Source organism: Oleiphilus sp. HI0061 (genome assembly GCF_001635675.1).
On the sequence record NZ_LWFE01001463.1, the window covers coordinates 1 to 1,839 of the forward strand.

The window sequence follows — 1,839 nt, forward strand, 5'->3', positions numbered from 1 at the left end:
CCTCGAGCAAGAAGTTGGCTTTGTAAAGCCTGGCGACCATGCTTACCCTTGAGGATGAGTATTTTTTCGTCTTGAACTGTTTTGAGGTCTTTGTTCTCTAATAGTTTTTCACTGCTCAGGTCTTGACCTGGCGATACGATATCCAGACTTGTCGAGTTTAAGGCTTCAGCGGTTTTGCGGCCAATGGCATACCATTTTTGTCCGACAGGTGCTTGTGGCCAATAGTGATCTATTTGTTCAAGGCCTAGATCAGCTGCGTGTTGGCTGACGACAATTACATGCTGGTATTGGTCTAAATCGAGGATGTGCTGTCGCTCGATCGCGCTAATCTCAAGCGCATCGATTTTTAGCATTGGCAGTTTTTTGCACTGGGCTCCTAAGGCTTCGAGAGCTTTTGATAATTCCGTGGCGGAGGGTTCGGGGCGGCAGATTAGAATCTTGCTTGAACTGAGCAGGCCTAGTCGCTTGAAAGCCTGCTCGGTAACGAGTTTATTTGTCATTGGCTTAAACTTGAGCTTTGTTATAGACAGCTTCTAGTAAAGGGCCTGCACCCATTTCAAGCAGAGCTTCCGCTACGGCAACACCCAGCTCTTCACATTGAGCTTGTGGGCCGCTTAAGCTTGTTTTAAGGATGGTTGCGCCATCTTCTGAGGCAACTAAGCCGGTGAGTGTCAGTGTCTCGCTTTCTAAGGTTGCATATCCGGCGATTGGAACCTGACAGCCACCATGGAGCCGGTGATTCATTGCGCGTTCAGCTTTTACGCAGAACTCGCTTTCTGGGTGAATGAGGGGCGCCAATAATTTTTTAATATCCTCATCCTTGCTTCTGCACTCAATGCCTAGAGCGCCTTGGCCAACAGCTGGAAGTGATTGCTCAGCCGATATGACGCTTTTGATGCGTTCATTGAATTCAAGTCTTTTGAGTCCAGAGGCTGCAAGAATAATGGCGTCATACTCGCCTGCATCGAGCTTTGCCAGACGAGTATTAACATTGCCTCTTAAAGGGCGAATATCTAGGTCTGGGCGAGAGGCGGCCAGTTGGCTATGCCTGCGTAGGCTTGAGGTGCCAACAATTGCACCTTCTGGAAGTTGATCGATCGAGTCGTATTGATTACTAACGAAAGCATCGAAGGGGTTTTCCCGCTCACAAATAACGGCTAGCTCAAGACCTTCGGGGAACTCCATAGGGACATCTTTCATTGAGTGGACGGCGATATCTGAAATGCCTTCTAGCATTGATGCTTCAAGCTCTTTTACAAATAAGCCTTTGCCACCGATTTTAGCAAGGGGGACGTCTAGAATCTTATCCCCTTTGGTTGTCATGCCATTAATATTGACTTCCAAGCCTGGGTATAAAGCTTCAAGTTGAGACTTTATATAACGGCTTTGCCACAACGCTAAAGCACTTTCACGAGAAGCAATATTGAGGGTCTTGATTGGGCTTGATGTAGACATGTTCGAGTCGTTCACTATTGGCAAATGGAGTGGGTGCTATATATTGAATTGCGTCGCTATTTGTATTGGTGGTGAAACCAAATAAAGAATAGTGAGCTAGATACAGCCTGTTATGGCGACTTAGTATAACGGAACTGGAAATAAAGTCGAAAAGATACAAATCAAGTGAAGATCACTTTTATTTCTTGGGCGCTTACTTGAGTCAAACTTGGCTATATGAAGGTTAGAAGTTAAGTGTTAATTTAACTTCCAGTCGATCTTGTTTAAGATTTAGTCGATACTTTGTTCTATCTGCAAGGTCATTAAAATTGCGAATGACGGAATCTGTGCAATTCTTTCCCCCGCTTAAGAGAGAATCGATATCAAATTTAAGCACGTGCTTAG

2 protein-coding genes are annotated in these 1,839 nt (G+C 45.3%); both read right to left on the bottom strand.

The features are described from left to right. Positions 1-500 (bottom strand): uroporphyrinogen-III synthase (locus A3735_RS22990; RefSeq protein WP_197485991.1); only part of this gene is annotated, 500 nt, incomplete at its 3' end. Between the two features lie 4 nt (positions 501-504). Next, complete coding sequence (hemC, locus tag A3735_RS22995) at positions 505-1,455, bottom strand: hydroxymethylbilane synthase (RefSeq protein ID WP_068514508.1); 951 nt, start codon at positions 1,453-1,455, stop codon at positions 505-507. Positions 1,456-1,839 lie beyond the last annotated feature (384 nt).